Annotated in this window: 25 protein-coding genes; 18 read left to right on the top strand and 7 right to left on the bottom strand. The window is 63.8% G+C overall.

Features of this window, described 5'->3' with window-relative positions:
- Positions 1-5 precede the first annotated feature (5 nt).
- From ACZ9A3_RS25885 to ACZ9A3_RS25870, 4 genes are read right to left on the bottom strand one after another with little or no spacing between them, the layout of a single operon-like run.
- Entirely contained in the window at positions 6-560 is a 555-nt protein-coding gene (locus tag ACZ9A3_RS25885; protein WP_082075373.1) for a chemotaxis protein CheW, read from the bottom strand.
- Entirely contained in the window at positions 557-922 is a 366-nt protein-coding gene (pilH, locus tag ACZ9A3_RS25880) for a twitching motility response regulator PilH (RefSeq protein WP_045193983.1), read from the bottom strand. Before pilH ends, ACZ9A3_RS25885 begins: the two co-directional genes overlap by 4 nt.
- 43 nt (positions 923-965) lie before the next feature.
- Positions 966-1376 (bottom strand): twitching motility response regulator PilG, encoded by a 411-nt coding sequence (gene pilG, locus ACZ9A3_RS25875; protein ID WP_045193849.1) that lies wholly within the window; start codon positions 1374-1376, stop codon positions 966-968.
- A 37-nt stretch (positions 1377-1413) separates the two neighbouring features.
- The gene (locus tag ACZ9A3_RS25870; protein WP_143013254.1) at positions 1414-1692 is read right to left on the bottom strand and encodes a hypothetical protein; all 279 of its coding nucleotides are present in this window, start codon (positions 1690-1692) and stop codon (positions 1414-1416) included.
- Between ACZ9A3_RS25870 and gshB the strand changes: the two genes are divergently transcribed.
- The 15 genes from gshB (at position 1691) to ACZ9A3_RS25795 (ending at position 16635) form a co-directional block, all read left to right on the top strand.
- Entirely contained in the window at positions 1691-2644 is a 954-nt protein-coding gene (gshB, locus tag ACZ9A3_RS25865) for a glutathione synthase (RefSeq protein ID WP_045193851.1), read from the top strand. The genes ACZ9A3_RS25870 and gshB overlap by 2 nt on opposite strands.
- Positions 2645-2753: 109 nt before the next feature.
- Positions 2754-3659, top strand: a complete 906-nt coding sequence (locus tag ACZ9A3_RS25860) for an energy transducer TonB (protein WP_038997538.1) — start codon at positions 2754-2756, stop codon at positions 3657-3659.
- Positions 3660-3743: 84 nt separating this feature from the next.
- Complete coding sequence (locus ACZ9A3_RS25855; protein ID WP_093376935.1) at positions 3744-4727, top strand: ankyrin repeat domain-containing protein; 984 nt, start codon at positions 3744-3746, stop codon at positions 4725-4727.
- A 71-nt stretch (positions 4728-4798) separates the two neighbouring features.
- Positions 4799-5368 carry a YqgE/AlgH family protein gene (locus tag ACZ9A3_RS25850; RefSeq protein ID WP_045193852.1) on the top strand — a complete coding sequence of 190 codons (570 nt, stop codon included), beginning with the start codon at positions 4799-4801 and terminating at the stop codon, positions 5366-5368.
- Complete coding sequence (gene ruvX, locus ACZ9A3_RS25845) at positions 5368-5799, top strand: Holliday junction resolvase RuvX (RefSeq protein WP_093376944.1); 432 nt, start codon at positions 5368-5370, stop codon at positions 5797-5799. The genes ACZ9A3_RS25850 and ruvX overlap by 1 nt, the downstream gene beginning before the upstream one ends.
- Positions 5800-5861: 62 nt before the next feature.
- Positions 5862-6380 (top strand): bifunctional pyr operon transcriptional regulator/uracil phosphoribosyltransferase PyrR, encoded by a 519-nt coding sequence (gene pyrR, locus ACZ9A3_RS25840; protein ID WP_010221492.1) that lies wholly within the window; start codon positions 5862-5864, stop codon positions 6378-6380.
- A 12-nt stretch (positions 6381-6392) separates the two neighbouring features.
- Positions 6393-7397: an aspartate carbamoyltransferase catalytic subunit gene (locus tag ACZ9A3_RS25835; RefSeq protein WP_010221491.1), complete on the top strand. Its 1005-nt coding sequence runs from the start codon at positions 6393-6395 to the stop codon at positions 7395-7397.
- Positions 7394-8665, top strand: a complete 1272-nt coding sequence (locus tag ACZ9A3_RS25830) for a dihydroorotase (protein ID WP_476253261.1) — start codon at positions 7394-7396, stop codon at positions 8663-8665. Before ACZ9A3_RS25835 ends, ACZ9A3_RS25830 begins: the two co-directional genes overlap by 4 nt.
- A gap of 177 nt (positions 8666-8842) precedes the next feature.
- Positions 8843-9373: an ATP-dependent protease subunit HslV gene (hslV, locus tag ACZ9A3_RS25825; protein ID WP_028945572.1), complete on the top strand. Its 531-nt coding sequence runs from the start codon at positions 8843-8845 to the stop codon at positions 9371-9373.
- Positions 9374-9450: 77 nt separating this feature from the next.
- Complete coding sequence (hslU, locus tag ACZ9A3_RS25820; protein ID WP_045193855.1) at positions 9451-10788, top strand: ATP-dependent protease ATPase subunit HslU; 1338 nt, start codon at positions 9451-9453, stop codon at positions 10786-10788.
- 97 nt (positions 10789-10885) lie between these two features.
- On the top strand, positions 10886-11263 hold the full coding sequence (locus ACZ9A3_RS25815; protein ID WP_045193856.1) for a gamma-butyrobetaine hydroxylase family protein: 378 nt from the start codon (positions 10886-10888) through the stop codon (positions 11261-11263).
- 350 nt (positions 11264-11613) lie between these two features.
- On the top strand, positions 11614-13293 hold the full coding sequence (gene phaC / locus ACZ9A3_RS25810; RefSeq protein ID WP_213602665.1) for a class II poly(R)-hydroxyalkanoic acid synthase: 1680 nt from the start codon (positions 11614-11616) through the stop codon (positions 13291-13293).
- A gap of 60 nt (positions 13294-13353) precedes the next feature.
- A complete protein-coding gene (gene phaZ, locus ACZ9A3_RS25805) occupies positions 13354-14205 on the top strand; it encodes a poly(3-hydroxyalkanoate) depolymerase (protein WP_045193860.1) in 852 nt (283 codons plus the stop codon).
- Positions 14206-14324: 119 nt separating this feature from the next.
- Complete coding sequence (gene phaC, locus ACZ9A3_RS25800) at positions 14325-16007, top strand: class II poly(R)-hydroxyalkanoic acid synthase (protein WP_213602667.1); 1683 nt, start codon at positions 14325-14327, stop codon at positions 16005-16007.
- A 13-nt stretch (positions 16008-16020) separates the two neighbouring features.
- Positions 16021-16635, top strand: a complete 615-nt coding sequence (locus ACZ9A3_RS25795; RefSeq protein WP_045193863.1) for a TetR/AcrR family transcriptional regulator — start codon at positions 16021-16023, stop codon at positions 16633-16635.
- A 117-nt stretch (positions 16636-16752) separates the two neighbouring features.
- Here the strand turns inward: ACZ9A3_RS25795 and ACZ9A3_RS25790 are convergent, their stop codons facing one another.
- The 3 genes from ACZ9A3_RS25790 to ACZ9A3_RS25780 form a co-directional block, all read right to left on the bottom strand.
- Positions 16753-17538 carry a phasin family protein gene (locus tag ACZ9A3_RS25790; protein WP_476253260.1) on the bottom strand — a complete coding sequence of 262 codons (786 nt, stop codon included), beginning with the start codon at positions 17536-17538 and terminating at the stop codon, positions 16753-16755.
- Between the two features lie 10 nt (positions 17539-17548).
- Entirely contained in the window at positions 17549-17968 is a 420-nt protein-coding gene (locus tag ACZ9A3_RS25785; RefSeq protein WP_476253259.1) for a phasin family protein, read from the bottom strand.
- 234 nt (positions 17969-18202) lie between these two features.
- On the bottom strand, positions 18203-18478 hold the full coding sequence (locus ACZ9A3_RS25780; protein ID WP_045193867.1) for a polyhydroxyalkanoic acid system family protein: 276 nt from the start codon (positions 18476-18478) through the stop codon (positions 18203-18205).
- A gap of 124 nt (positions 18479-18602) precedes the next feature.
- Here ACZ9A3_RS25780 and ubiE point away from each other — a divergent pair, with 124 nt between their 5' ends.
- The 3 genes from ubiE to ubiB are packed head-to-tail and all read left to right on the top strand — an operon-like array spanning position 18603 to position 21600.
- Positions 18603-19373: a bifunctional demethylmenaquinone methyltransferase/2-methoxy-6-polyprenyl-1,4-benzoquinol methylase UbiE gene (ubiE, locus tag ACZ9A3_RS25775; protein WP_045193869.1), complete on the top strand. Its 771-nt coding sequence runs from the start codon at positions 18603-18605 to the stop codon at positions 19371-19373.
- Positions 19373-19996, top strand: a complete 624-nt coding sequence (locus ACZ9A3_RS25770) for a ubiquinone biosynthesis accessory factor UbiJ (protein ID WP_123564872.1) — start codon at positions 19373-19375, stop codon at positions 19994-19996. Before ubiE ends, ACZ9A3_RS25770 begins: the two co-directional genes overlap by 1 nt.
- Positions 19993-21600, top strand: a complete 1608-nt coding sequence (gene ubiB, locus ACZ9A3_RS25765; protein WP_045193871.1) for a ubiquinone biosynthesis regulatory protein kinase UbiB — start codon at positions 19993-19995, stop codon at positions 21598-21600. The genes ACZ9A3_RS25770 and ubiB overlap by 4 nt, the downstream gene beginning before the upstream one ends.
- Positions 21601-21670 lie beyond the last annotated feature (70 nt).

Raw genomic sequence — 21670 nt, 5'->3', positions numbered from 1 at the left:
TTCCTTTACAGCGCGACATCGAGGAAACCCGGCGCCTGGGCCAGGGCGAAGGGGCTGAAGATCGCCCAGCTGCGCTCACGCTGGAAATGCCCCTGGACGAAGGGCGCGGCCGCACTGAGCAACGGCGTTGGCGGCGACAGGTCGAGGCTGTGCAGCGGGAAATGCTGCAAACCCAGCACTTCATCGACCAGCAAGCCGGCAAACAACTCGTCATGGTCGAGCACCAGCACTCGTCGCTGCTTGCGCGGTGCCGACAGGCCCAGGGCGAAGAAACCGCAGAGGTCCATCACCGGCAGCAGCCGGCCACGCAGGTTGGCGACGCCGCTGACCCAGGGCTTGACCCCGGGGATGCGGCTCAGGCGCGGCTCGTGCAGCACTTCGGCGACTTCGCCCATGGGCGCGACGAACCACTGTTCGGCAATGCGAAAGCCGATGCCGCTCCAGCTCTGCAGGCGGGTTTCCTGCAACGGCAGGTCGGCGGCCAGCAGCCGGCAGCGCCGGTCGATGTCCAGCAGCAGCTCGAAGGCCGTCAGCGACTCGCCCATGGGCTGGGTGGTCAACCTTTGAGCACGTCGTTGAGCTTTTTGATCAGGGTGTCTTCGTCCACCGGCTTGGTCAGGTAGTCCTTGGCGCCCTGGCGCTGGCCCCAGACCTTGTCGGTCTCCTGGTCCTTGGTGGTGACGATGATCACCGGGATATGCGCGGTTTCCGGGTCTTTGCTCAACTGGCGGGTGGCCTGGAAGCCGTTGACCCCGGGCATGACGATGTCCATCAGTACCGCATCGGGCTTTTCGTGGCGGGCCAGGGCTACGCCATCGGCGCCGTTTTCGGCCTTGAGCACTTCATGCCCGTGCTTTTCGAGCATACCGGTCAGTTTGTACATTTCGGTCGGCGAATCGTCGACGATCAGAACTCGGGCCATGCTGTTCCCCATAAGGAATAGACGCCTGCGCGGCGGCGCAACGTCAGGGTGCGTGTTGTTCTTCTGCGGCGAATCCGGGCACATGGGCCTTGATTGCGTCCAGCAGCTCTTCCTTGCTGAAAGGTTTGGTCAAAAATTGATCAGAGCCGACGACACGGCCACGGGCCTTGTCGAACAGGCCATCGCGGGACGACAGGAGAATCACCGGCGTGTCCTTGAAGGTGCTGTTCTGCTTGATCAGGGCGCAGGTCTGGTAGCCGTCCAGACGCGGCATCAGCACGTCGACGAAAATGATCTGCGGCTGGTGGTCGATGATCTTGGCCAGGGCATCGAAACCGTCGATGGCCGTGATGACCTCACATCCTGCTTCACCGAGCAATATCTGGGCGGTGCGGCGAATCGTCTTGGAATCGTCGATCACCATCACCTTCAATGCCGCGCCGGGCTGTTCCATAATTGCTCTACCATCGCTGCTCGCTATTAGCGGCAAGCTACAAGTTTCTGGCGGCAAGAAAAAGCAGGGTGAACGCGGCGTGCTTTTTCTTGTGGCTTATGGCTTGTGGCTTGCAGCTGGAGACGGCCGTGCAGGCCACGTGCCAGGCCTTTTTAGCACACTCTGGGGGGGGCATTCCATCGGCCCGCGCCGACACCCGGCGCAGCGCCGCCCAGGATGCGTTTTTCCCTTGACCGCCAGCGCTGCGAGCGCCACCCTGACGCCACTTTTCATTCGAGCCAATGCGGCCCATTGCCGCTGAGAGGATTTTGCCCATGAGCGTTCGCCTCGGGATTGTCATGGACCCCATTGCGCGCATTTCCTATAAAAAGGACAGCTCGCTGGCCATGTTGCTGGCCGCCCAGGAGCGCGGCTGGTCGCTGTTCTACATGGAGCAGCAGGACCTCTACCAAGGCGCCGGCCAGGCCCGCGCACGCATGCGCCCGCTGAAAGTGTTCGCCGACCCGGAGCACTGGTTCGAGCTGGACGCCGAGCAAGACAGCGCCCTGAGCGAGCTGGACGTGATCCTGATGCGCAAGGATCCACCGTTCGACATGGAGTTCGTCTACAGCACCTACCTGCTGGAACAGGCCGAAGCCGCCGGCGTGCTGGTGGTCAACCGCCCGCAGAGCCTGCGCGACTGCAACGAAAAGCTGTTCGCCACGCTGTTCCCGCAGTGCACGCCACCGACCCTGGTCAGCCGCCGCGCCGATATCCTGCGCGAATTCGTCAACCAGCAGGGCGACACCATCCTCAAGCCGCTGGACGGCATGGGCGGCACCTCGATCTTCCGCCATCGCCCGGGCGACCCGAACCTCTCGGTAATCCTCGAGACCCTGACCGGCAACGGCACCCAGCAAATCATGGCGCAAGGCTACCTGCCGGCCATCAAGGACGGCGACAAGCGTATCCTGATGATCGACGGCGAGCCGGTGCCCTATTGCCTGGCGCGCATTCCGGCCTCGGGCGAAACCCGTGGCAACCTTGCCGCCGGCGGCCGTGGCGAAGCCCGCCCGCTGACCGACCGCGACCGCTGGATCGCCGCACAGGTCGGCCCGACCCTGCGCGAGAAGGGCCTGCTGTTCGTCGGCCTGGACGTGATCGGCGAGCACCTGACCGAAATCAACGTCACCAGCCCGACCTGCATCCGCGAGATCGACAACGCCTTCGGCACCCAGATCGGCGTGCAGTTGATGGATGCCATTGATCGCAAGCTCAAGGCGCGCTGACAGCCGACGCGGAGCAACCGCGCAGAGTGGGGTATCATGCCGGTCGTTTTTATGACCTGGGCACCTGCTCTGCCGGTTTCCCTCGGTCTTTGCAGCTGCTGGATACCTGATGACGCTTCCTGCTGACATCCCTGCCGACTTCTCTCCACCCCGCGTACGCCCGGTGGATCGCCTGGGTTTTACCTTGTTCCTGGCAGCGCTGCTGCACCTGGCGCTGATTCTCGGTGTCGGCTTCACCTTCGCCAAGCCCGAAGAAATCCGCCGGACCATGGAAATCACCCTGGCCACCTTCAAAAGCGAGAAAGCGCCGCAGAAGGCCGATTACCTGGCCCAGGACAATCAGCAAGGCAGCGGCACCCTGGACAAGAAGGCGGTGCCGAAAACCACCGAAGTAGCGCCCTTCCAGGACAGCAAGATCAACAAGGTCACCCCGCCGCCGGCCGCCAAGCCCGAAGTACAACCGCAACCGACGCCGCCCAAGGCAGTAGTGGCGACCAAGGCGCCGAAGCCGGAAAAGGTCGAAACCCGACCCAAGGAAGCCAAGCCGCAGCCCAAACCCAAGGCCGCGACCCCGGACTTCGACAGCTCGCAGCTGTCCAGCCAGATCGCCAGCCTCGAAGCCGAACTGTCCAACGAGCAGCAGCTGTACGCCAAGCGCCCGCGCATCCACAGGCTTAATGCCGCCTCGACCATGCGCGACAAGGGTGCCTGGTACAAGGACGAGTGGCGCAAGAAGGTCGAGCGTATCGGCAACCTCAACTACCCCGACGAAGCCCGGCGCCAGCAGATCTACGGCAGCCTGCGGCTGATGGTGTCGATCAACCGCGACGGTTCGCTGTATGAAGTGCTGGTGCTGGAGTCCTCAGGCCAGCCGCTGCTCGACCAGGCCGCCCAGCGCATCGTGCGCCTGGCCGCACCATTCGCGCCGTTCACCGGCGACCTGGCCGATATCGACCGGCTGGAGATCATCCGTACCTGGCGTTTCGCCCGCGGCGACCGGCTGCAGAGCAATTGATCTAAGGCTCCGCCTGATGGCAAAACAATAGCCATTTTGCGATGATGCGCGCCCGTATATCCCCCTCAAGAAAGGATTCTGTTGATGTCGCGCATCAATTTCGCCCGCAAAACAGCCGCCCTCGGCCTGGCCCTGGCGGCCTGCGTCCTGCCTGCTACTGCCTTCGCCGACGCCGCCGAGCTGTCGCAGAAGCTGTACAACGAAGTTGGCGAGTACAAGTACGACGAAACCCCGGCGCGCCTGGCCAAGATCCAGGCCTTGCTCGACCAGGGTGCCGATCCGAAAGGCCAGCCGATGTTCCTGGCCGCCTCCTACAAGATCGTCGCGCCGTTCGAGCTGTTCCTGCCAAAGATCGGTGACGTCAACACACCTATCCAGGAAAACGGCGAAACCCTGCTGCTGTTCGTCCTCAACCAGGCCGAGCAATCGAAGGCCTCCGAGGCCGACCTGCGCATGGTCAAGGGCCTGATCAAGGCCGGCGCCGACGTCAACGTGCTGGCCCAGGGCGATTCCGCTACGCCGCTGAACACCGCAGCAGGCAAGGGCTCAGCCGAACTGATCAAGCTGCTGCTGGCTTCCGGCGCCGATGCCAAGGCCGTCCGGCCGAACGGCTTTACCCCATTGACCGGACCGGGTGCCTCGAACCTGGAGGTGATCAAGCTGCTGGTCGCTGCCGGCGCCAATCCCTACCAGGTAACCCTGACCGGCACGACGCCGCTGCACCATGTTTGCGAACGCGCCTTTGAGATGAACGGCCAGCCTGACCCACAAGCGGCCGAGCGCATTGCCCTGCTGCTGAAAAAAGGCAGCTCGATCGATGCCTACCACGAGCAGCACGGCACCTTCCCGGTCGGTACGCCGCTGGAAGAAGCCGCCCGCACGGACAACCCGGACTGCGTCGCCGCGCTGATCAAGGCCGGCTCCAGCCTCAAGGCCCCGGCGTTCCCGGAGAGCTACCTGGCCAAGTACCCGCAGGCCAAGCAGCAAACCGTCCAGGAGTACGTGCTGTCGGCCGCTGAAGAGTCGCCAACCCTGTACACCGAAGAAGTGGTCAAGCTGTTCAAGTAACCCCGCAGTAAAGCTGACAAGGTGACGCCAGCACCTTGTCAGCGTGGCCACTCACCGCCACACTATCAGGCATGAAGAACCTCAGCCCGGATTACCTCAAGCATCAGTTCCTGATTGCCATGCCACACATGGCCGACCCGAACTTCGCGCAGACCTTGACCTACATCGTCGAGCACAACGCCAATGGGGCGATGGGGCTGGTGGTCAATCGGCCACAAGACCTCAACCTGGCCGATATCCTCGAACAGCTGCGCCCGGACGTCGAACCGCCGGCCAGTTGCATTCATGTACCAATCTATATGGGCGGCCCGGTGCAAACCGACCGCGGCTTCGTCCTGCACACCAGCGAGCGCAGCTTCCAGGCCACCGTCGAACTCGACGGCCTGTCGCTGACCACCTCCCAGGACGTGCTGTTCGCCATCGCCGACGGCCTGGGCCCGAAACAGAGCCTGATTACCCTCGGCTATGCCGGCTGGGAAGCCGGGCAGCTGGAAGCGGAACTGGCCGACAACGCCTGGCTGAACTGCCCGTTCGACCCCGAGATCATCTTCGGCATGGCCTGTGAGCAGCGCCTGGCCGCTGCGGCGGCAAGCCTGGGGATCAACCTCAGCCTGCTGACCAGCCAGGCGGGGCACGCCTGATGGCCGAAGTACGTCTACTGCTGGGCTTTGACTACGGCAGCCGCCAGATCGGCGTCGCCGTCGGCCAGGTGATCACCGGCCAGGCCCGCGAGCTGTGCACCCTCAAGGCGCAGAACGGCACGCCGGACTGGGCCCAGGTGGAAAAACTGATCAAAGAGTGGAAACCCGACGCCCTGGTGGTCGGCCTGCCCTTGAACATGGATGGCAGCCCCAGCGAGATGAGCGAGCGCGCAGAAAAATTCGCCCGCCGCCTTAATGGTCGATACAACCTGCCGGTCCACACCCACGACGAACGCCTGACCACTTTCGAAGCCAAGGGCGAGCGCATGGCCCGTGGCGGCCAGCGCGGCAGTTACCGCGACAATCCGGTGGATGCCATTGCCGCCGCCTTGCTGCTGCAGGGCTGGCTGGAGGCCAATACCGGGGCCTGAGACCCGATCATCGCATTCAAGCCGGGCCAGCGCACCGCTCCCCGGCCTCTTGAGGAGCAAGCATGAGCCTACCCAATCCCGCCGAACTGATCCGGCAGATGGCCGTCGACCTTCGCGCCCATCTGGCCCGCCGCGCCATTGCCGAGCCGCGTTTCATCGGCATCCGCACCGGGGGTGTCTGGGTCGCCCAGGCCCTGCTCGAAGAGCTGGGCAGCGACGCCGCCCTGGGCACGCTCGACGTTTCCTTCTACCGCGACGACTTCAGCCAGAACGGCCTGCACCCGCAGGTGCGCCCGTCCGACCTGCCGTTCGAGATCGAAGGCCAGCACCTGGTGCTGATCGACGACGTACTGATGAGCGGGCGTACCATCCGCGCCGCCCTCAACGAGCTGTTCGACTATGGCCGCCCGGCCAGCGTGACCCTGGTCTGCCTGCTCGACCTGGATGCCGGCGAATTGCCGATCCGGCCGAATGTGGTCGGCGCCACCCTGTCGCTGGCTGCCCATGAACGGGTAAAATTGACCGGACCCGCACCGCTCGCCCTCGAGCGCCAGGACCTCGCCTCCGCTTCCGCCCTTTAAGAGTCCCCCGCGATGACGCCAATCGACGCCAAGCGCCCGCTGCAGCTCAATGATCAGGGCCAGCTGCGCCACTTTCTCTCGCTCGACGGTTTGCCCCGCGAACTGCTGACCGAAATCCTCGACACCGCCGACTCGTTCCTCGAAGTCGGCGCCCGGGCCGTGAAGAAGGTCCCGTTGCTGCGCGGCAAGACCGTCTGCAACGTGTTCTTCGAGAACTCCACGCGCACCCGCACCACCTTCGAACTGGCCGCCCAGCGGCTGTCGGCCGACGTCATCACCCTGAACGTGTCGACCTCTTCGACCAGCAAGGGTGAAACCCTGTTCGACACCCTGCGCAACCTCGAAGCCATGGCCGCCGACATGTTCGTCGTGCGTCATGCCGACTCGGGCGCCGCGCACTTCATCGCCGAGCACGTGTGCCCGGAGGTGGCGATCATCAACGGCGGCGACGGCCGCCACGCCCACCCGACCCAGGGCATGCTCGACATGCTCACCATTCGTCGGCACAAGGGCGGCTTCGAGAACCTCTCGGTGGCCATCGTCGGCGACATCCTGCACTCGCGGGTGGCGCGCTCGAACATGCTCGCGCTGAAAACCCTGGGCTGCCCGGACATCCGCGTGATCGGCCCGAAAACCCTGCTGCCGATCGGTATCGAGCAGTATGGGGTGAAGGTCTACACCGACCTCGAGCAAGGCCTCAAGGACGTCGACGTGGTGATCATGCTGCGCCTGCAGCGTGAGCGCATGGCCGGCGGCCTGCTGCCCAGCGAAGGCGAGTTCTACCGCCTGTTCGGCCTGACCACCGCGCGCCTGGCCGGGGCCAAGCCGGATGCCATCGTCATGCACCCGGGCCCGATCAACCGCGGCGTCGAGATTGAATCAGCGGTGGCCGACGGCGCCCACTCGGTGATCCTCAACCAGGTCACCTACGGCATCGCCGTGCGCATGGCGGTGCTGTCCATGGCCATGAGCGGGCAGACCGCGCAACGTCAATTCGAGCAGGAGAACGCCCAGTGACCCTCAGTATTCTCGGCGCCCGGGTCATCGACCCGCTGAGCGGCCTGGACCAGACCACTGACCTGCACATCGATGCCGGCAAGATCATCGCCATCGGCGCCGCCCCGGCAGGCTTCAAGCCGGCGCGCAGCATCGACGCCCAAGGCCTGGTAGCCGCCCCCGGCCTGGTCGACCTCAACGTCGCCCTGCGCGAGCCCGGCTACAGCCGCAAGGGCAGCATCGCCAGCGAAACCCGCGCTGCCGCTGCCGGTGGCGTCACCAGCCTGTGCTGCCCGCCGCAGACCAAGCCGGTGCTGGACACCTCGGCAGTGGCCGAGCTGATTCTCGACCGCGCCCGCGAAGCCGGGCACAGCAAGGTCTACCCGATCGGCGCCCTGAGCAAAGGCCTTGAAGGCGAGCAGCTTGCCGAGCTGATTGCCCTGCGCGACGCCGGCTGCGTGGCCTTTGGCAACGGCCTCAATGCCTTTGCCAACAACCGCACCCTGGCCCGCGCCCTGGAATACGCCGCGACCTTCGACCTGACGGTGATCTTCCACTCCCAGGACCGCGACCTGGCCCAGGGTGGCCTGGCCCACGAAGGCGCCATGGCCAGCTTCCTCGGCCTTCCGGGCATCCCGGAAACCGCCGAGACCGTGGCCCTGGCGCGCAACCTGCTGCTGGTCGAACAGACCGGCGTGCGTGCGCACTTCAGCCAGCTGACCAGCGCCCGCGGCGCGCGGCTGATCGCCCAGGCCCAGGAACTGGGCCTGCCGGTGACCGCCGACGTGGCCCTGTACCAGCTGATCCTCACCGATGAAGCGCTGCGCGACTTCTCCAGCCTCTACCACGTGCAACCGCCGCTGCGCACCCGCGCCGACCGCGACGGCCTGCGCGAGGCGGTGAAGTCCGGGGTGATCCAGGCGATTTCCAGCCATCACCAGCCCCACGAGCGGGATGCCAAACTGGCACCGTTCGGCGCCACCGAGCCGGGCATCAGCAGTGTCGAACTGTTGCTGCCGCTGGCCATGACCCTGGTGGAAGACGGTCTGCTTGACTTGCCGACTTTGTTGCAACGTTTGTCTGCAGGCCCTGCAGCAGCGCTGCGCCTGCCAGCGGGCGAGCTGAAGGTAGGCAGTGCCGCAGACCTGGTGCTGTTCGACGCCAAGGCCTCGACCCTGGCCGGCGAGCAATGGCGCTCGAAGGGCGATAACTGCCCGTTCATCGGCCACTGCCTGCCGAGTGCGGTGCGTTATACCTTGGTCGATGGGCATATCAGCCACGAAGTCTGAGTTTGCGCTGCTACATCGCGGGTCAAGCCCGCTCCCACAGGATTTCACCCATCTCTGTGGGAGCGGGCTTGACCCGCGATAGCCATTACCACTCATCCTGCAAGGTTGAAATCCTTCCCACCACCCCCATATGAGTCTGCATCAGGCATTTTCGCCCCGCTGCGTGGAGACTCTCCCTTGACCACCATCGTTTCAGTTCGCCGCCACGGCAAAGTCGTCATGGGCGGCGACGGCCAGGTTTCTCTCGGCAACACCGTGATGAAAGGCAACGCCAAGAAAGTCCGCCGCCTGTACCACGGCCAGGTCATCGCCGGTTTCGCCGGTGCCACCGCCGACGCCTTCACCCTGTTCGAACGCTTCGAAGGGCAACTGGAAAAACACCAGGGCCATCTGATCCGCGCCGCCGTGGAGCTGGCCAAGGAGTGGCGTACCGACCGTTCCCTGAGCCGCCTGGAAGCCATGCTGGCGGTAGCCAACAAGGACGCATCGCTGATCATCACCGGCAACGGTGACGTGGTCGAGCCCGAAGACGGCCTGATCGCCATGGGCTCCGGTGGCGCCTACGCCCAGGCCGCCGCCCGCGCGCTGCTGCAAAAGACCGACCTCTCGGCCCGCGAAATCGCCGAGACCGCGCTGAACATCGCCGGTGACATCTGTGTGTTCACCAACCACAACCTGACCATCGAGGAGCAGGACCTGGCCGAGTAATTCAGCTGTTCTGGCGCCCGGCCCCGGTGGCCGGGCTTTTCCACGCTGACTTATCGAGCCCAAGGACCATCACTATCATGTCCATGACCCCCCGCGAGATCGTCCACGAACTCAACCGCCATATCATCGGCCAGGACGACGCCAAGCGCGCCGTCGCCATCGCCCTGCGCAACCGCTGGCGGCGCATGCAGCTGCCGGCCGAGCTGCGCGTTGAAGTGACGCCGAAGAACATCCTGATGATCGGCCCGACCGGCGTCGGCAAGACCGAAATCGCCCGGCGCCTGGCAAAGCTTGCCAACGCCCCGTTCATCAAGGTCGAAGCGACCAAGTTCACCGAGGTCGGCTATGTCGGCCGTGACGTCGAGTCGATCATCCGCGACCTCGCCGATGCCGCGATCAAGATGCTCCGCGAGCAGGAAATCATCCGCGTCGGCCACCGCGCCGAAGATGCTGCCGAAGAGCGCATCCTCGACGCCCTGCTGCCACCGGCGCGCACCGGCTTCAACGAAGACCAGGTCGCCAGCCAGGACTCCAACACCCGCCAACTGTTCCGCAAGCGCTTGCGCGAAGGCCAGCTGGACGACAAGGAAATCGAGATCGAAGTGGCCGAGGCCGTGGGTGTCGATATTTCCGCGCCGCCGGGCATGGAGGAGATGACCAACCAGTTGCAGAACCTGTTCGCCAACATGGGCAAGGGCAAGCGCAAGAGCCGCAAGCTCAAGGTCAAGGAAGCGCTCAAGCTGGTGCGCGACGAAGAAGCCGGGCGCCTGGTCAACGAAGACGAGCTCAAGGCCAAGGCCCTGGAAGCGGTCGAGCAGCACGGCATCGTGTTCATCGACGAAATCGACAAGGTTGCCAAGCGCGGTAACGTTGGCGGCGCCGATGTTTCCCGTGAGGGCGTGCAGCGCGACCTGCTGCCACTGATCGAAGGCTGCACAGTGAACACCAAGCTGGGCATGGTCAAGACCGACCACATCCTGTTCATCGCCTCCGGTGCCTTCCACCTGAGCAAGCCGAGCGACCTGGTGCCGGAGCTGCAAGGCCGCCTGCCGATTCGTGTCGAACTCAAGGCCCTGAGCCCGGAAGACTTCGAGCGTATCCTCAGCGAACCGCACGCCTCGCTCACCGAGCAGTACCGTGAGCTGCTGAAAACCGAAGGCTTGAACATCGAGTTCGCCGCCGACGGCATCAAGCGCCTGGCCGAGATCGCCTGGCAGGTCAACGAGAAAACCGAGAACATCGGTGCCCGTCGCCTGCACACCTTGCTCGAGCGCCTGCTCGAAGAGGTGTCGTTCAGCGCCGGCGACCTGGCCAGCGCCCACAGCGAAGCGCCGATCCGCATCGACGCCGACTACGTCAACAGCCACCTGGGCGAATTGGCGCAGAACGAAGACCTGTCTCGCTACATTCTCTAAAGCGGCAAGCTTCAAGCGGCAAGCTGCAAGTCAAGTGCGCTGGACGCCTTCTCTTGTAGCTTGTAGCTTGCAGCTTGTAGCCCAAGAGCCCTTATCCATGACCAGAATCCCCACCGGCATCAACCTGCACAAAGCCTCCAAGACCCTTACCCTGACCTACGGGCCAGGCGAGGTGTACAACCTGCCCGCCGAATTCCTGCGCGTGCACTCCCCTTCCGCCGAGGTCCAGGGCCACGGCAATCCGATCCTTCAGTACGGTAAGCTTGGCGTTGGCCTGAGCGGGCTGGAACCTGCCGGCCAGTACGCACTGAAACTGACCTTCGACGACGGCCACGACAGCGGCCTGTTCACCTGGGAATACCTTGAGCAGCTGTGCCTGCGCCAGCAGGAACTCTGGGATGACTACCTTGGCGAGCTGAAAAAAGCCGGCAAATCCCGCGACCCCAACGAGTCGATCGTCAAGCTGATGCTCTAGCTCGGGCCCCTCAGGGTTTAGAGCGCATTTTCTAATTCTATTTGCTTGAATGCCTGCACCACGGCCAATGAATGGCCGTCTTGCGCTATACCAAAAAGTCGGGTAACCAATGGATCTGGCAAGTTCCCTGCATCGGATTTAATGCAGGGTCGGGCTGGTATGTAGAGGTCGCGAGCGAAAGCAGGCAGTCTTCTCACGCAGAAAAAACCCGCATGGCTCATCGTCGTTTGCATCCGGCCGCAGGACCGCAGTTCGTTATCACTGGTCACCCGAGCAGCAGTACCGGGCGTTCGTCTGTGTAACGCGCACAGTCAAACCGGTACTCGTCTCAGGACAACGGAGCGTCGTAGATGAGTAACAAGAATAACGATGACCTGCAGCGCCAAGCCTCGGAAAACACCCTGGGTCTGAACCCGGTGATCGGCTTGCGCCGCAAGGATTTGCTGACATCTGCTCGAATGGTCCTGCGTCAGGCCATTCGTCAACCGCTGCACAGTGCCAAGCATGTCGCCCATTTCGGCATGGAGCTGAAAGATGTGATCTTCGGCAAGTCGAGCTTGCAGCCCGAGGGCGATGACCGCCGTTTTCACGACCCGGCCTGGAGCCAGAACCCGCTGTATCGCCGCTACCTGCAGACCTACCTGGCCTGGCGCAAGGAACTGCACGACTGGATCGATACCAGCAACCTCTCCGACCAGGACATCAGCCGCGGCCACTTCGTCATCAACCTGATGACCGAGGCCATGGCGCCGACCAACACCGCAGCCAACCCGGCGGCGGTCAAGCGCTTCTTCGAAACCGGTGGCAAGAGCCTGCTCGACGGCCTGTCGAACCTGGCCAAGGACATGGTCAACAATGGCGGCATGCCCAGCCAGGTGAACATGGACGCCTTCGAAGTCGGCAAGAACCTCGGCACCAGCGAAGGCGCGGTGGTGTTTCGCAATGACGTGCTGGAACTGATCCAGTACCGGCCGATCACCGAGCAGGTGCTGGAAAAGCCGCTGCTGGTGGTACCGCCGCAGATCAACAAGTTCTACGTCTTCGACCTCAGCCCGGAAAAGAGCCTGGCGCGTTTCTGCCTGCGCTCCAACGTGCAGACCTTCATCGTCAGTTGGCGCAACCCGACCAAGTCCCAGCGCGAATGGGGCCTGTCGACCTACATCGACGCGCTCAAGGAAGCGGTCGACGTGATCCTGGCGATCACCGGCAGCAAGGACCTGAACATGCTCGGCGCCTGCTCCGGCGGTATCACCTGCACTGCGCTGGTGGGCCACTACGCGGCGCTGGGCGAAAAGAAGGTCAACGCCCTGACCCTGCTGGTCAGCGTGCTCGATACCACCCTCGATACCCAGGTGGCGCTGTTCGTCGACGAGCAGACCCTCGAGGCGGCCAAGCGCCACTCCTATCAGGCCGGTGTGCTCGAAGGCCGCGACATGGCCAAGGTATTCGCCTGGATGCGCCCCAACGACCTGATCTGGAACTACTGGGTCAACAACTACCTGCTGGGCAACGAGCCGCCGGTGTTCGACATCCTGTTCTGGAACAACGACACCACGCGACTGCCGGCCGCCTTCCACGGCGACCTGATCGAAATGTTCAAAAACAACCCACTGCTGCGCCCCGATGCACTGGAAGTGTGCGGCACGCCGATCGACCTCAAGCAGGTGACCACCGACATCTTCAGCGTCGCCGGTACCGCCGATCACATCACCCCGTGGCAGTCATGCTACAAGTCGGCGCAGCTGTTCGGTGGCAAGGTCGAGTTCCTGCTGTCCAACAGCGGCCATATCCAGAGCATCCTCAACCCGCCGGGCAACCCCAAGGCGCGCTACATGACCAACAGTGAAATGCCCGCCAGCGCCCTCGACTGGCAAGAGAACTCGACCAAGCACACCGATTCCTGGTGGCTGTACTGGCACACCTGGCTGGCCGAGCGTTCCGGCAAGCTGAAAAAAGCCCCGGTCAACCTTGGCAACAAGGCTTACGTCGCCGGTGCCGCCGCGCCAGGGACCTACGTTCACGAGCGTTGATAGCGAACACCGCCGCAGCTCGCGAGGGCTGCGGCGTTTATCCAACACAGGGCTTCGCGCATGCCGCAACCGTATATTTTCAGGACCGTCGACCTGGATGGCCAGACCATCCGCACCGCCGTCCGACCCGGCAAGCCGCACTTGACGCCCTTGCTGATCTTCAATGGCATCGGCGCCAACCTGGAGCTGGTGTTCCCCTTCATCCAGGCCCTGGACCCGGACCTTGAGGTAATTGCTTTCGACGTGCCGGGGGTCGGCGGTTCATCGACCCCGCGCCACCCCTACCGTTTTCCGGGCCTGGCCAAGCTCACCGCGCGCATGCTCGACTACCTCGACTATGGCCAGGTCAATGTCATTGGCGTGTCCTGGGGCGGGGCGCTGGCCCAGCAGTTCGCCCATGACTACCCCGAGCGCTGCAAGAAACTGGTGCTCGCGGCCACCGCCGCTGGCGCGGTGATGGTGCCGGGCAAGCCCAAGGTGTTGTGGTTGATGGCCAGCCCAAGGCGCTACGTACAGCCGTCCCATGTGATCCGCATCGCCCCGCAGATCTACGGCGGCGCCTTTCGCCGGGACCCGGACCTGGCCCTGTCGCACGCGGCCAAGGTGCGCTCAGGCGGCAAGCTGGGTTACTACTGGCAACTGTTCGCCGGGCTTGGCTGGACCAGCATTCACTGGCTGCACAAGATCCAGCAGCCGACCCTGGTGCTGGCCGGTGACGATGACCCGTTGATTCCCTTGATCAACATGCGCCTGCTGGCCTGGCGAATTCCCAATGCCCAGCTACACATAATCGACGACGGCCATTTGTTCCTGATCACCCGGGCCGAGGCCGTCGCCCCGATCATCATGAAGTTTCTCCAGCAAGAGCGCCAACGCGCCGTCATGCACCCTCGGCCCGCCCCCAGCAGCTGAGACGCCTGCCACACCCGAGCCCATGGCAGGATGCCAGGCACCCCGGGTGCGCGGCGTGAGGTTGGTGTCGCTCTTGCATTGATGTGTTTGTTGATGGCCTGACGACGGAGTGTTGCCTGATGAAAGACAAACCCGCTAAGGGATCGCTACCGGTCCCCGCCACCTATATGAACGTGCAGAGTGCAATCAGCGGTCTGCGCGGCCGCGACCTGCTCTCGACCTTGCGCAGCGTCAGCCGTCATGGCTTGCGCCATCCGCTGCATACCGCCAAGCACATGCTTGCCCTGGGCGGTCAGCTGGGCAAGGTGCTGCTGGGTGAAACGCCCTACCAGCCCGGCCCTCGAGACAACCGCTTCAAAGACCCCGCCTGGAGCCAGAACCCGATCTACAGCCGCGGCCTGCAGGCCTACCTGGCGTGGCAGAAGCAGACCCGCCTGTGGATCGATGAAAGCCAGCTGGCACCCGATGATCGCGCCCGCGCACACTTTCTGTTCACCCTGCTCAACGATGCCGTGGCGCCGAGCAACTCGCTGCTCAACCCGCTGGCGGTCAAGGAGCTGTTCAACTCCGGCGGCCTGAGCCTGGTGCGCGGCATCAACCACCTGCTCGATGATTTGCGCCACAACGACGGCCTGCCGCGCCAGGTCAATCCGCAGGCCTTCGAAGTCGGCCGTAACCTGGCCACCACGCCGGGCTCGGTGGTGTTTCGCAACGAGCTGCTGGAACTGATCCAGTACAAGCCGATGAGCGAAAAACAGTACGCCAGGCCGTTGCTGATCGTGCCGCCGCAGATCAACAAGTTCTACATCTTCGACCTCAGCCCGGCCAACAGCTTCGTCCAGTACATGCTCAAGAACGGCCTGCAGACCTTTATGATCAGCTGGCGCAATCCCGACCCGCGCCACCGTGAGTGGGGCCTGTCGAGTTATGTCGAGGCGCTGGAGGAAGCACTCAACGTGTGCCGGGCGATCACCGGCAGCCGCGAGGTCAATCTCATGGGCGCCTGTGCCGGTGGCCTGACCATGGCGGCGTTGCAAGGCCATTTGCAAGCCAAGCGCCAACTGCGCCGGGTCAGCAGCGCCACCTACCTGGTCAGCCTGCTCGACAGCCAGATCGACAGCCCGGCGAGCCTGTTCGCCGACGAGCAGACCCTCGAAGCGGCCAAGCGCCGTTCCTACCAGCAAGGCGTGCTCGATGGCCGCGAGATCGCCCGGGTGTTCGCCTGGATGCGCCCCAACGACCTGATCTGGAACTACTGGGTCAACAACTACCTGCTGGGCAAGGCGCCACCGGCGTTCGACATCCTTTACTGGAACAACGACAACACCCGCCTGCCGGCGGCGCTGCACGGCGACCTGCTGGACTTCTTCAAGCACAACCCGCTGGCCCGCGCCGCAGGCCTTGAGGTATGCGGCACGCCGATCGACCTGCAGAAGGTCAACGTCGACAGCTTCAGCGTCGCCGGCAGCAACGACCACATCACCCCCTGGGATGCGGTGTACCGCTCGGCGGCACTGCTCGGCGGCGACAAGCGCTTCATCCTTGCCAACAGCGGCCATGTGCAAAGCATCATCAACCCGCCGGGCAACCCCAAGGCGCACTACGTCGACAACCCGCGCCTGAGCAGCGACCCGCGGGCCTGGCTCTACGATGGCAAGCAGGTCGACGGCAGCTGGTGGCCGCAGTGGCTGGAGTGGATTCAGGCACGCTCCGGCGTGCAGCGCGAAACCCTGATGGCCCTCGGCAACCAGAACTACCCTCCCATGGACCCCGCGCCCGGCAGCTACGTGCAGGCGCGCTGAACAAGAAGAACGGATGAAAACCCGCGACCGTATCCTCGAATGTGCCCTGCAACTGTTCAACCGCCAGGGCGAGCCGAATGTCTCGACCCTGGAGATTGCCAACGAAATGGGCATCAGCCCGGGCAATCTCTACTACCACTTCCACGGCAAGGAGCCGCTGGTGCTGGGGTTGTTCGAACGCTTCGAGGACGAGCTCACGCCGCTGCTCGACCCGCCGCTGGAAGTGCGCCTGGATGCCGAGGACTACTGGTTGTTCCTGCACTTGATCGTCGAGCGCATGGCCCAGTACCGGTTTCTGTTCCAGGACCTGTCGAACCTGACCGGGCGCCTGCCCAAGCTGGCCCGCGGCATGCGCAACCTGCTCAACGCCCTCAAGCGTACCCTGGCGGCGCTGCTGGCCAGCCTCAAGGCCCAGGGCCAGGTGCTCAGCGATACGCGGGCGCTGGGGCAACTGGTGGAACAGATCACCCTGACCCTGCTGTTCTCGCTCGATTACCAACGGGTGCTGGCTCGCGAAGGTGAAGTCGGAGTGGTGGTCTACCAGGTGATGATGCTGGTGGCGCCGCACCTGGAGGCGGGGTCGCGGTATGCGGCAGAGCAGCTGGCCTTGAGGTATCTGGATGGCTGACCCTAGGACTGCTTCGCAGCCTGTTCGCCGGCAAGGCCGGCTCCCACAAACCCGGTACAACACCCATAATGAAAACGCCCGGCACAAGGCCGGGCGTAGACTGACAGCCGCCTGAAATCAGGCCTGGCTGGTCGGGCTTGCCGATGGCGACGATACCGCTGCGACCGGAGCAGCGCTGGCTGCTGGCGCCGGGCTTGGCGCCGGTGCAGCGCTGGCCGCAGGGGCCGCCGGCTTCGCCGCTGCAGGTTTAGCTGCTGGCTTGGCCGCTGGCTTTTTCACTGCCGGCTTCTTCGCCGCAGCCGGTTTGGCTGCAGGCTTGGCTGCTGGCTTGGCCGCGGGTTTAGCCGCTGCGGTTTTCGCCGCTGGCTTGGCTGCAGGTTTTGCCGCTGCCGTTTTCGCCGCTGGCTTGGCTGCAGGCTTGGCCGCAGGTTTCGCTGCAGCCTTGGCCAATGGCTTGGCTGCGGTCTTGCTCGCTGCCGGTTTCTTCGAGATAGGCGTAACCGATGCACCGGTCAGCTTCTCGATCTGCTTGGTCAGCGTATCGACCTTCGAATGCAGCGCCTTGACCTCACTGCGGCTCGGTACGCCAAGACGCGAGATCGCACTGTTCAGGCGCTTGTCGAAAGCACCTTCGAGCTCGTCCCACTTGCCCAGGGCGCGGTCCTTGACGTCGCTGATGCGCGAGGTCGCCGACTTGGCGGTTGCCTTGGCGGAGTCGACAGAGCCCTTGGCGAGTTTTTCAGCTTTCTCACCCTCCTTGACCAGGTTGTCAAACACCTTGCTGCCATCCTGATCGATCTTGGAGTAAATACCCAAACCAGCCAGCCAGATCTTGCGGGAATACTTCTCGATCCCCCCGACCCAGGAGCTGCCTTCTTTTTCAGTATTCTTCTTGCCAGCCATCCCGCTCTCCTTATTGTTTACGTGCGACACGTTCAAGCAATGCCGTGAGCTCATCGAGCTTGACAGAGAGTGTCTCCACGTCATGTTTAGACGGAATGCCGATGCGATTCAAGGCGCTCGCGACCCGTGTGTCGAAAGCCCTTTCGATTTTGTCGAGTTGAACCTCGACCTTGCCCTTCACGCTGCTCAGTTCGCCCTTCACCGAATCGATCTCGGAGTTGGCGGCATCGACCTTGGCATCGAGCTTTTTCTTGCCACGTTTTTCTACCGATTCACCGGCCTTGACCAGCTCTTTCAGGTAGTCGGCACCTTCCTGGCCGACCCGGGTGTAAGCCCCGAGACCTGCCAGCCAGATCTTGCGCGCGTAGCTGCGCACTTCACCCAACGTGCGCTGGGCGTCGTCTTTTTTCTTCAGGATAACTTTGGCCATGCTCTGCACCTCACGCTCTGAACGGAAATGGAGGAACTGCCCAGGGAAGTTGGGCTTGAGCACAAGGTAGGGGGAAAAATTAGAATTGGCACACTAATAAAGGGGGCAGCGACAAGCTTCAAGCTTCAAGCTTCAAGCGGCAAGAAAGGCAGCGGTGATCTTGAAACTGTCGTGCCCCTCCCACTCACCGCGAACCACTTGCAGCTTAAAGCTTGCAGCTCCCCCCTTGAGCCGCTAGGCGAGCGCCTTATCCAGCGCCCGCTCGATCTCGCTTTTGATGGTACCGCTCATCATCGACAGCATCATGCCCAGCTTCAGCTCGACCTTGATGCTGTCCTCGCCAATCTGCACGCTGCCGTTGGCGCCACTGCGCTTGACCTCGACGCGGTCGCCATTCCAGCTGGCCTTGAGGTCGTATTCGCGGGCCAGCTTGTCGACCAGTGCCTCGGCCTTTTGCCGGGCCGCGTCGCGGCCCAGGCTGTGTTTGCGTTCAACGCTGATCTGGGTCATTCATTCAATCCTGGGTTCGAAGGCATACTTATATTATGCCCGCGCCCCACCTGCGACACACCCCGCCAAGACAAATCCGACCGTACGCCCTAGAATGGCCAGTAATTTTTTCCGGTGAAGCGATATGAACGATCAGCGCAAAGGCGACCACGCCGAACCCACCACCCACTTCGGCTACAAAGACGTGCCGGAAAGCCAGAAGGCCGAGAAAGTCGCCGAGGTGTTCCACTCGGTGGCGGCCAAGTACGACCTGATGAACGATGTGCTCTCCGGCGGCATGCACCGCCTGTGGAAGCGCTTCACCATCGAGCTGTCGGGCGTGCGTCCGGGTAACCGGGTGCTCGACATCGCGGGCGGCACCGGCGACCTGGCGGCCAAGTTCTCGCAACTGGTCGGCCCCACCGGCCAAGTGGTACTGGCCGACATCAACGAGTCGATGCTCAAGGTTGGCCGCGACCGCCTGCTCGACCGCGGCGTGGCCGGCAACATCGAGTTCGTCCAGGCCGACGCCGAAAAGCTGCCGTTCCCGGACAACCATTTCGACTGCGTGACCATCGCCTTCGGCCTGCGCAACGTCACCCACAAGGAAGACGCCATCCGCTCCATGCTGCGGGTGCTCAAGCCCGGCGGCCGCCTGCTGGTGCTGGAATTTTCCAAGCCGACCAACAAGCTGATGTCCAAGGTCTACGATGCCTATTCGTTCGCCTTCATGCCGCTGGCCGGCAAGCTGATCACCAACGACTCGGAAAGCTATCGCTACCTGGCCGAATCGATCCGCATGCACCCTGACCAGGAAACCCTCAAGGCGATGATGGTCGAGGCCGGTTTCGACCGCGTCACCTACCACAACATGACCAGCGGCATCGTCGCCCTGCACCGCGGAATCAAGCCCTGATGCTCCTGGCCGGCCTGCTCGCCAGCGTCGAACACGGCCTCAACCGTGTTTTGCGCCTGGACAGCACAGCGCTGCCGCGCCTGCGCCCGCTCGACGGCAAGGTGATTGCCATCGACTGCCGCCAGCCGGCCCTGCAGCTGTTCATCCTGCCCAGTGACGAAGGCCTGATGCTTGCCACGCACTGGGCCAATGAGGCCGACTGCACCTTGCGCGCGCCGGCCAGCAGCCTGCTGCGCCTGGCCCTGAGCCAGGACAAGAGCGCCGTGTTGCACAGCCCGCAGGTCGAGCTTGAAGGCGACAGTGCGGTGCTGCTCGACCTGGTGGCGGTACTGCAGGACCTGGAGCTCGACTGGGAGTACGAAGTCTCGCGCTGGCTCGGCCCGGTCGCCACGCAACTGCTCAGCGGCCACTTGCGCAGCCGCGCCAACTGGACCCGCCAGGGCCTGGCGGCGCTCAACCAGAACCTTTCCGAGTACCTCGCCGAAGAGGCCCGGACCCTGGTCGGCCAGCGCGAAGCCGAAGCCCGTTTCAGCGAACTCGACACGCTCAAAGTCGATATTGAACGCCTTGAGGCGCGCATCGAGCGCCTTGCCCGATCCCTTGATACCAGCGATAACGCATGAAGCTGCTTGCCGTCCGCCGTCTGTTGCGCATCCAGCGCGTCGTGATCCGTTACCGTCTCGATGACCTGCTGTTCGCCCTGCCCCTGCCCTGGTGGCTGATGGGCCTGCGCTATGCCATGCCCTGGCGCTGGCTACCGCGCAAGGAGCTGCAGCTTAGCCGTGGCGCGCGCCTGCGCCTGGCGTTGCAGGACCTGGGACCGATCTTCATCAAGTTCGGCCAGTTGCTCTCGACCCGCCGCGACCTGCTGCCCGAAGACATCGCCGACGAGCTGATGCTGCTGCAAGACCGGGTTCCGCCGTTCGATCCGCAAAAAGCCATCGCCCTGATCGAAGAACAGCTCGGTGCGAAAATCAGCGAAGTGTTCAGCCGCTTCGACGTCGAGCCGCTGGCTTCGGCGTCGGTAGCCCAGGTCCACGCGGCCAAGCTCAAGAGCGGTGAAGAGGTGGTGGTCAAGGTCGTGCGCCCGGGCCTCAAGCCGATCATTGCCCAGGACCTCGCCTGGTTGTTCCTGATCGCCCGCGGTGCCGAACGGGTTTCGGCCGATGCGCGCCTGCTGCACCCGGTGGAAGTGGTCAACGACTACGAAAAGACCATCTACGACGAACTCGACCTGTTGCGCGAGGCGGCCAACGCCAGCCAGCTCAAGCGCAACTTCGAAGGCTCGGAGATGATGTACGTGCCCCAGGTCTACTGGGACTGGTGCCGGCCGAAGGTGCTGGTGATGGAGCGCATCTACGGTATTCAGGTCACTGACCTTGCGACCCTGGCCGACCAGCGCACCGACATGAAGATGCTCGCCGAGCGCGGCGTGGAGATCTTCTTCACCCAGGTGTTTCGTGACAGCTTCTTCCACGCCGACATGCACCCTGGCAACATCTTCGTCAGCACGGTCAAGCCGTGGAGCCCGCAGTACATTGCCATCGACTGCGGCATCGTCGGCAGCCTGACCCCCGAGGACCAGGACTACCTGGCGCGCAACCTGTTTGCCTTCTTCAAGCGCGACTACCGCCGTGTGGCGCAGCTGCACATCGATTCGGGCTGGGTACCGGCGCAGACCAAGCTCAACGAATTCGAAGCGGCGATCCGCACCGTGTGCGAGCCGATCTTCGAAAAACCGTTAAAGGATATTTCCTTCGGCCAGGTGCTGATGCGTCTGTTCCAGACCGCGCGGCGCTTCAACATGGAAGTCCAGCCACAGCTGGTGCTGCTGCAAAAGACCCTGCTCAACATCGAAGGCCTGGGCCGCCAGCTGTACCCGGACCTCGACCTGTGGAGCACCGCCCAGCCGTTCCTCGAACGTTGGATGCGCGAGCGCGTCAGCCCCAAGACCCTGCTGCAGAACCTGCATGGCCAGGTCGAGCAGATCCCGCACCTGGCCGGCATGACCCGCGACCTGCTCGAGCGCATGTCGCAGCCGCACCTGGCCGACCCGCCAGCACCCTGGCAGCACAAGAGCGATCACTGGGCCCTGCGCCTGCTCGGTGCCGGCCTGCTTGGCGGCGGCGCCACTCTGGCAGCCGGCGCGGTGAGCCTCAGCGCCCCTGCTGCCTGGCCGGCCTGGCTGATGCTGGCCGCCGGCCTCTACCTGATCGTGCGTCGATAGCCAGCCGGGCCGCTGGCTGGCACACTAGCGCAAGGGTTCGGCGAAGGATCGAACCCGGTTTTGGAGTCGA

The sequence above is a fragment of the Pseudomonas sp. TE4620 genome (assembly GCF_056279045.1).
The sequence above is the reverse complement of the archived record's forward strand: the minus strand, read 5'-3'. Positions and strand labels throughout refer to the sequence as shown.

Excerpts from the sequence above, each read along its gene's own strand:
- pilH (WP_045193983.1), bottom strand. The coding sequence starts at position 922 with ATGGCCCGAGTTCTGATCGTCGACGATTCGCCGACCGAAATGTACAAA.
- pilG (WP_045193849.1), bottom strand. The coding sequence starts at position 1,376 with ATGGAACAGCCCGGCGCGGCATTGAAGGTGATGGTGATCGACGATTCC.
- gshB (WP_045193851.1), top strand. The coding sequence starts at position 1,691 with ATGAGCGTTCGCCTCGGGATTGTCATGGACCCCATTGCGCGCATTTCC.
- ACZ9A3_RS25870 (WP_143013254.1), bottom strand. The coding sequence starts at position 1,692 with ATGGGCAAAATCCTCTCAGCGGCAATGGGCCGCATTGGCTCGAATGAA.
- ACZ9A3_RS25860 (WP_038997538.1), top strand. The coding sequence starts at position 2,754 with ATGACGCTTCCTGCTGACATCCCTGCCGACTTCTCTCCACCCCGCGTA.
- ACZ9A3_RS25855 (WP_093376935.1), top strand. The coding sequence starts at position 3,744 with ATGTCGCGCATCAATTTCGCCCGCAAAACAGCCGCCCTCGGCCTGGCC.
- ACZ9A3_RS25850 (WP_045193852.1), top strand. The coding sequence starts at position 4,799 with ATGAAGAACCTCAGCCCGGATTACCTCAAGCATCAGTTCCTGATTGCC.
- ruvX (WP_093376944.1), top strand. The coding sequence starts at position 5,368 with ATGGCCGAAGTACGTCTACTGCTGGGCTTTGACTACGGCAGCCGCCAG.
- pyrR (WP_010221492.1), top strand. The coding sequence starts at position 5,862 with ATGAGCCTACCCAATCCCGCCGAACTGATCCGGCAGATGGCCGTCGAC.
- ACZ9A3_RS25835 (WP_010221491.1), top strand. The coding sequence starts at position 6,393 with ATGACGCCAATCGACGCCAAGCGCCCGCTGCAGCTCAATGATCAGGGC.
- hslU (WP_045193855.1), top strand. The coding sequence starts at position 9,451 with ATGTCCATGACCCCCCGCGAGATCGTCCACGAACTCAACCGCCATATC.
- ACZ9A3_RS25815 (WP_045193856.1), top strand. The coding sequence starts at position 10,886 with ATGACCAGAATCCCCACCGGCATCAACCTGCACAAAGCCTCCAAGACC.
- phaC (WP_213602665.1), top strand. The coding sequence starts at position 11,614 with ATGAGTAACAAGAATAACGATGACCTGCAGCGCCAAGCCTCGGAAAAC.
- phaZ (WP_045193860.1), top strand. The coding sequence starts at position 13,354 with ATGCCGCAACCGTATATTTTCAGGACCGTCGACCTGGATGGCCAGACC.
- phaC (WP_213602667.1), top strand. The coding sequence starts at position 14,325 with ATGAAAGACAAACCCGCTAAGGGATCGCTACCGGTCCCCGCCACCTAT.
- ACZ9A3_RS25795 (WP_045193863.1), top strand. The coding sequence starts at position 16,021 with ATGAAAACCCGCGACCGTATCCTCGAATGTGCCCTGCAACTGTTCAAC.
- ACZ9A3_RS25790 (WP_476253260.1), bottom strand. The coding sequence starts at position 17,538 with ATGGCTGGCAAGAAGAATACTGAAAAAGAAGGCAGCTCCTGGGTCGGG.
- ACZ9A3_RS25785 (WP_476253259.1), bottom strand. The coding sequence starts at position 17,968 with ATGGCCAAAGTTATCCTGAAGAAAAAAGACGACGCCCAGCGCACGTTG.
- ACZ9A3_RS25780 (WP_045193867.1), bottom strand. The coding sequence starts at position 18,478 with ATGACCCAGATCAGCGTTGAACGCAAACACAGCCTGGGCCGCGACGCG.
- ubiE (WP_045193869.1), top strand. The coding sequence starts at position 18,603 with ATGAACGATCAGCGCAAAGGCGACCACGCCGAACCCACCACCCACTTC.
- ACZ9A3_RS25770 (WP_123564872.1), top strand. The coding sequence starts at position 19,373 with ATGCTCCTGGCCGGCCTGCTCGCCAGCGTCGAACACGGCCTCAACCGT.
- ubiB (WP_045193871.1), top strand. The coding sequence starts at position 19,993 with ATGAAGCTGCTTGCCGTCCGCCGTCTGTTGCGCATCCAGCGCGTCGTG.